We start from the raw sequence: 7,163 nt of genomic DNA, 5'->3' as shown, positions 1-7,163 counted from the left end.
AATGCAAAACTCCTGATTATATAAGTTAAATTATATCTCAGGAATTTTTCTGACATTTTTAGCTACATGTAATTTACAGAGTTTGGTTCACACGCACACAAAGACAGTTCACTACGTTGAAGTTCTCGTTGATGGCCAAGTATTTGGCGAGCCTTATTATTACTAAGACTATATTGTTAAAAAAGCCCATTAATTGGGCTTTTTACATCAACCAAAATTATTCAAATTTAAATGTGTGCTCCATACCTACACCAATGGTATCCGTTATTCCATCAACACACAAAGACTTCTCAATACAAGTAGAATCTTTTGAATCACTCCAAACAAAATCATTGCCATCTAAATAAGCTTTCATAACGTAAGTAGCATTATCATATTTCTTTGTTGCAGTAACTGTAACCGTTGATACAAGAACCTTTCCTTTACTCAAAGCCTTAGCAGTATAGTCATTCGACTGCACTTTAACACTTTCAATATCTTTGTTTTTTATGTAATGAGGAATTTCGTATCCCAACCCAGAAGTTCCATTAACACATACACTTGACGATTCCAAATTTTCAAACCAGCATAAATGTACCAATGGTGAAATCTCTCGCTTTATAGGATTAATCACCTTTTCGTGAAAGTTTTTTTGTTGTTCCGTCATCGCCTGAGCACAACAAATTACAGGTAACATTGCAAGCATACCGCAAAGAGCATATTTAATTATCATAAGTTTTATCCTCTATATTAAAAAATTAACGAGATTTTCCTTTCTTTTGACTTGTGGAAATAACATTCTCACGAGCATTATTCTTTTCCATATTTCTCCGCATCATTGCCATTCGTGGCGATTCAGTAGAAGCTTGATTTTGTGTTTCTTCATCAATTTCTTTTGAAGCTTCTGCCTTCTGAATCCGTTCGTTCATAAATGCATGTCTGGAACTGATAATTTCTTCTTGTTCTTTTGGAAACGCAACAGATTCTACACTATTATCTGCTTCGTTAGTTTGACCTTTACCAGAAAAACGAGACTTTAAATTCTGCACTGCAACAGAAAATTTAGGAAACAGACGAGCAAAGATGGTCTGTTTATTCTTTGTAGCCTGTATGTATTCTTTAGATTGTGAAGATAAGAGATTGTTAAACGATCGCAAAAGTTGACCACCTAAACGAATTAAAGTTGACCACCTATAAATTATGAAACAAATAGATAATGGAGTGGTCATGAGAAGATCTAAAAAACATAAAATGTCGGAATATCTTATAAAAGAAAATGGGTATTCCAAAATGTTTGATTCAATATTTCAAAATCAGATCCATGAACTAGCTGTTTGATAATCTGATGCTTCCCTTCAGTCATCTGGATCCTGTGGACGGACTTTTTTCTTTAACCATAATGCAAAACTCCTGATTATATAAGTTAAATTATATCTCAGGATATTTTTCTGACATTTTTAGCTACATGTAATTTACAGAGTTTGGTTCACACGCCCGCACCGGCATTTCCGACATGCGCGGTCTTTTTCCCCCGACGGGTCGAGAAAACGGCCGCGCATAATCCTTACCGTTTTTCCTTCAGCGTCATATGACGTCTTACGGCCAGAGTGAGTCGTGCGGTATTTACCTGCTGATTCCGGCTGTTGAAGGCATCAATCTGCCATACCTGAACGGTATTTCCTATGTGAACCGGTCTGGCAACAGCCCTTACCGTATCCCCGATTTTTACGGCTCTGATGTGATTTATGTTGAGATCAAGTCCGAGACATGAGTAATCCCTGTCGCAGGCGTAGTTACCCGCTATGGAGCCCACGGTTTCCGCAAGCACGGCTCCGGCGCCTCCGTGAAGCAGTCCGAAGGGCTGGCATGTTTTCTGATTCACCGGCATGACGGCCTCAAGATAATCATCCCCAATGGAAGTGAATTTGATTTCCAGAAATTCCACCATGGAATTCTTTCCGAGAGCGTTTACCGCTTCCAGGCTGCACTGTTTTTTCCAGATCATGTTCCTGTCCTGCTGTTATGAATACTTATGAAATGATGTTATTTTACTATCATTGAGCCGGGACCGTAACCTGCCCCCCTCAAATAATCGGCATTCAGCACCTAAACGCTGTGTTCTGATGCCGATTACCGGAGTCTGAAACGGAAGAAGCCTGATTCACGGCATGAATCAGGCTTCCGTAATCACGAACCGTGAAGACTAGGTTCTCTGATTGTTTGAGGACTTGCTGTTTCTGTTCGCTCCCAGCTTGTTCTTAATCAGTGCGTCAATAAGTGAGGCGTTGCTCTTGGTGTTTTCCGAAGAAACGGTACCCACCTTGGTATTGTCACTGTTCTCGCTTTCGGCAGGTGTTTCAGGCAGATGGGATATGAGCTTGTAGTTTCCTTCCTTGAGCTTCTGTCCGTATTCCTCGATTACCCCTTCGAGATCGTCAAGCAGAACCTTGAGGGTCTGAGTGGTAACCGGCTTGGAGGCAATGCTCACCATGCCTACCTTGCGGCATTCGATACGTTCCTCATCCGAGTTGTTGGCGGTAAGAGCCACAATCGGCAGCGGAGCAATGGTACCGAGAATCTGGCGCGTTGCCTCGATACCGTCCATAACCGGCATGCGGATATCCATAAGCACCAGATCCGGAAGTTCCTTTCTGATGGCATCTATGGCCTCCTGACCGTTGTTGGCCAGAGTCACTATGTGGCCGAGCTTTTCCAGCATGGTCTTGATGACAAACTGGTTGATCTGTGAATCTTCAACCAGCAGGATGCGGTAGTTGTGGTCGCGGTGTTCGGTCTTGTCGCGTCTTACGGAGTTGGCGCCGATAAGAGGAGATGAAGGCACCTTGCACGGTATTTCAAACCAGAAGGTTGAGCCCTTGCCCTTTTCACTGCGGATACCGATCTTGCCGCCCATGTGTTCTACCAGGCGCTTGCATATTGAAAGTCCCAGGCCCGTACCGCCGTACTTGCGGGAAATGGAACTGTCCACCTGCACAAACGGCTTGAACAGGTTGCTGAGATTTTCCGGTTCGATGCCCGGACCGGTATCGGTAATGGAAAACTTCAGACGGTTCTCGAAACGTTCCGCATTCACGGTTACGCCGCCCACCGAGGTGAACTTGATGGCGTTGTTGATGAGATTGAACAGAATCTGTGACAGTCGGTGCTGATCCCCGTAAATGAGTGTAGGGAAGTTGTCGGCAATGTTGAGCTTCAGGCTGATGTTCTTTTCCAGGGCCTTGTCGCGCATCTGGATGATGGTTGAGTTGAGGGCGAACTTGATGTCGAAACTCAGATTTTCCAGAGTCATTGCCTTGGAGGTTATGCGTGACAGATCCAGTACGTCATGCAGAATTGTCTGAAGCAGTGAGGCACTCTGATGCACGTGCCTGATGTATGAGGTCTGAACCTCGTTGAGCTGAGTCTGCTCCAGAAGGTCAATCATCCCCAGGATGGCCTGCAGCGGAGTCTTGATTTCATGAGACATCACGGCCAGATATTCAGTCTTGGAACGGTCAGCCTGTTCAGCTTCAATCTTGGCATTCTCAAAATCCTGACGTTCCTTGTGTTCTCTGGTTATATCCTTGACTATGCCGCGGTATCCGAGATATTCGCCGTTCTGGCCGTAGTATGGTTCGCCGCTGATGGCAACCCACAGGGTTCTGCCGCCCAGTCTGAAAGGCAGTTCAATATTGGAGATGAAGGCATGATCCTTTACCAGCTTCACCAGATCCACCATGGACTGACTGTGCTTGTTAATCTGTTCACTGTCCAGAAGATCGTATACCGTCTTGCCTATAAAGCTTTCGTATATCGGAAGATTGCGCTTGTCGTTGGAATCCAGAAAATGGATGTTGCCTGATTCCACGGACACCTGAACCAGCTTGTGCTCGGTATCGGTCTGCCAGAATATTTCATGGGAAAGATTACGGAATGACTGGAGTTTGCTGTGATAGTCCACCATTTCATTGGTGTGTTCGGTAACAATCTTTTCAAGCTGTGTTCTGTAGCTGATACAGGCTATGGACTGTTCAATGAACGGAAGATAGTTTTTCACGTCCACGCGGCTGCGCATGTCAAGACGCAGAGGCACGTGATGAGTGCACACGAACAGCAGATGCTGATGTTCGAAGATAATCGGAATCACCATCACCGAACGCACCAGACTTGAAAATTCCGGATCCGTGCTTTCAAATCCCCTGGCGACGCCAGGATTGGAAAGAATGATGATGTCCTGGGTTTTCAGTGCTATGCTGAGAGGTCCGGCAAGCCCCCACTGATGATCTCTGAGAACCTGATGGGAGGCATAGATAATCTCCATGTTGTCCGAGTCCCCGGCCTCCATGCTGTGACTGATGAGTACGACCTCTTCGAAAGTGATTATGTTGTGCAGGGCAGCAATCAGGGTGGCAAACTGCTGTTCCTGACCGTTGGCGGTAAACAGTTCGTAAAACACGTTAAAAATGTTTTTACGGTTGTCCACCAGCTTCATTTCACGGTCACGCGCAAGTTCCACCTCAAGTCTGGCCTGACGTAATTCCGCTTCAAGTTTGGCTATGCGTTGCTCTATGGAAATCATAATCAATTACCCAACCTGTTCTAAAAATGATACGGTGATTACGGTACAGTTCGCCAGCCGGTATTCCTCGTCCACGGTACCGACGTTTTCCCCGGCAACGGAACAGGTCATGAATTCAGCGCCGGAATGATAATTTCTGACACGTTCAACAATGCTGTTGAAATTCTGAGCCTTGGACCCCTTGCAGAAGGATTCGCACATGAAGTGCAGTCCCCCTATCGATCTGTAATTCAGGGGATAGTGGATCATGAAGCAGTTGGCCATGTCCACGTTGTGAGCCTTCATCAGATATACCTTCTCTCCCTTCGGAAAGGCCGAATTCAGTTCAACCCCGCGGTTTCTGGTAACGCTGTTTACCACTGACACGTTATAGCGGTTGCCGTACTCCACGTCATAGGAATCATATGCCAGGAAGTAATCCCTGTTTACCCCGGTAAGCAGTCTCTGCATTTCATCCGTATCCATGCAGGTACTGTCAATATCGATATTGGTGAAAAACATGTCGGCAGCCGGCTTGTTGTCAATTTCACTGATTACGATGTCATCGGTGGACGTAATCTGCCCCAGTTCCCCGAACAGCTTAACCTCGCTGAGGGAATTAATCTGGATGGTGCTGTTGGTATAGAAGGATACCACCAGATACGCCTCCTCGGCGGTAACCGATTCCCTGTCGGTAAAGAAGGATACGTGCTCATGGGAATTGTCTATAATCCCCCCCACTATGGAGGCTGATGATCCCAGAATATTCTTCACCTCGTTGCCGAATGCCGAAGTTACCTTCCTGGTGTTGAACAGCACGATGAGGTTGGGCATGATTCCGGCTCTGTCCGCCTGATTCTCCACCTCATGCAGTGTTTCATCAAGATTCATCGGCACACCGGGACTGAAAGTCTTGCAGGCACAGCCGAAAGCCGATGTCGGATCGTAATATGCCTGAACAAAGAGCGTTTTGCTCTGACTGGTGTTTTCAGAAAACTTTTTTACTGAAAATCTGGATTTGGCGGAGCCTGATCCGCTGCCGGCACCGCCGTTTCCTGAATTCTGAGTCTGTTCAAAACCTACCGAAAGCGTATTGCTGAAACAGCCTTCCTTTGCCGGAATGCCGGCAATCACGGTATCAGGGAAGGCGGAGACAAAAGCCTGACGCAGTTCCTCGACCTCGGAAACGGATGAAAAATAAACCATCAGAAAGTTCGGTGCTTCAGAATCAAAGGACCGGAGCTGGGTTCTGATGTCCGAAACCGCTCTGGCATTGTCTTCAGCCTTTACACTTACAACCTTTATTTTCATATCCGTTTCCTAAAAACACCTGACTTTCACGTCTTTTAAACTTACAGTCCGGAGAATTTCTTCAGCCGAACCGTTATGAATTATCTCTATACGGGCTTTCCTTCCAGCACATCGGACTGAATCTGCCTCATTTCCACGTTGGTGGCCCTGATAACTTCTATAAGCTGCATGATCTCACTCTTTAACTCTGAAAGCTCTTCACCTTTCTTGAACCTTCCGTCAAGCTCAACGGCAAGCTCCCTGATTCTGGTGGCTCCGTAGGTACTGCCCACGCCCTTTAAGGTATGCACTTCCCTGGCCAGGGATACGTAATCACCCGATGCCACGGCATCCGTGATTTTCTGAATGGTATTCTCTGAATCTGACAGATAAACATCAATAAGTGACGGGAGGACTTCCGGTCCGAGATCCCCTAGAAAAAACATCAGTTCTTTTTTGTCAATCAGCATTTTATTATTATCACTGTCTGTTGTTAATTATTTATAATCGTCATTTTCCCACTAAAGATTATACAACAGCCTCAGAGATAATATATATTCCTCTATCGCAATTTTGAAGACTGCCTTTTTCAGCCGGAAACAGGTCCGCTGAAGCGGCTTTTATACAGTAACTTATATTCTGGTATACTGACGTTACGCGAAACCCTCTTCTGATCATTCGCCAAATCAGAACATATAGGCGCAGAGACCGGTACGATCCGGTTAAAGCCATAAAATTTTCGGTTATTATTTACTCTTTCTGCTCTTAAGAAGTTTAAATTCAGCTTGTTCTGATTCACATTCATCTGCGGTCAGAGCCATATTATTACGTGCTCTGAAGCGATCTCAGCGTGCCTGACAATATTCATCAGGATAAACAGACTCTGACACCGGTTTTGATTCGCCGGGACTGAGTTTTTTCCTCAGGTCCGACTGCCTGATTTTCGACATAAACACCTCAAAAAACAAAAAAAATACCCGAATATTTTATAAATTCAGGGAGTCTGCATGAACTGTACCCTTTGTCAAGGACATTTAAAATTTTAGTTATCCATAATTTCGGACAACTAAAATTCAAGTTACCCCATTCATTAGACATGGCATAAATTAAGTGCCCATTCTATTGGACATACCTTTAAATTATGAGGTAGGTACTCTCTGTATTTACTACGGGATACCCCCGTACTTGTCCTCGGTTACCCATTAGCGAAAGTAGCATGCTGAGAGTACCGAGGGAATCTATATCACTCCCTAATTAGGGAATCCTCATGTCTGAGTTACGTTGCTGATGTCTGTTTCTACTTGTTCTGCTCCCAGTTCCGAGGCTGTCTTTACCG

6 protein-coding genes are annotated in these 7,163 nt (G+C 45.1%); all 6 read right to left on the bottom strand.

The features are described from left to right. Positions 1–217: 217 nt before the first annotated feature. On the bottom strand, positions 218–712 hold the full coding sequence (locus BMY80_RS11545) for a hypothetical protein (protein ID WP_093143844.1): 495 nt from the start codon (positions 710–712) through the stop codon (positions 218–220). A gap of 25 nt (positions 713–737) precedes the next feature. Continuing rightward, the gene (locus BMY80_RS11540) at positions 738–1,208 is read right to left on the bottom strand and encodes a hypothetical protein (protein ID WP_177178588.1); all 471 of its coding nucleotides are present in this window, start codon (positions 1,206–1,208) and stop codon (positions 738–740) included. Positions 1,209–1,543: 335 nt separating this feature from the next. Next, on the bottom strand, positions 1,544–1,984 hold the full coding sequence (locus BMY80_RS11535; protein WP_031578677.1) for a hotdog fold thioesterase: 441 nt from the start codon (positions 1,982–1,984) through the stop codon (positions 1,544–1,546). Between the two features lie 198 nt (positions 1,985–2,182). Beyond that, positions 2,183–4,558, bottom strand: a complete 2,376-nt coding sequence (locus BMY80_RS11530) for an ATP-binding protein (RefSeq protein ID WP_093143838.1) — start codon at positions 4,556–4,558, stop codon at positions 2,183–2,185. 6 nt (positions 4,559–4,564) lie between these two features. Beyond that, a complete protein-coding gene (locus BMY80_RS11525; RefSeq protein WP_093143836.1) occupies positions 4,565–5,848 on the bottom strand; it encodes an FIST N-terminal domain-containing protein in 1,284 nt (427 codons plus the stop codon). Positions 5,849–5,934: 86 nt separating this feature from the next. Next, positions 5,935–6,297: an Hpt domain-containing protein gene (locus BMY80_RS11520; RefSeq protein ID WP_093143834.1), complete on the bottom strand. Its 363-nt coding sequence runs from the start codon at positions 6,295–6,297 to the stop codon at positions 5,935–5,937. Between the last annotated feature and the right edge of the window lie 866 nt (positions 6,298–7,163).

It is taken from the genome of Ruminobacter amylophilus, assembly GCF_900115655.1.
In the GTDB taxonomy this organism is placed as follows: domain Bacteria; phylum Pseudomonadota; class Gammaproteobacteria; order Enterobacterales; family Succinivibrionaceae; genus Ruminobacter; species Ruminobacter amylophilus.
This window is presented reverse-complemented; position numbering and strand designations above follow the sequence as displayed.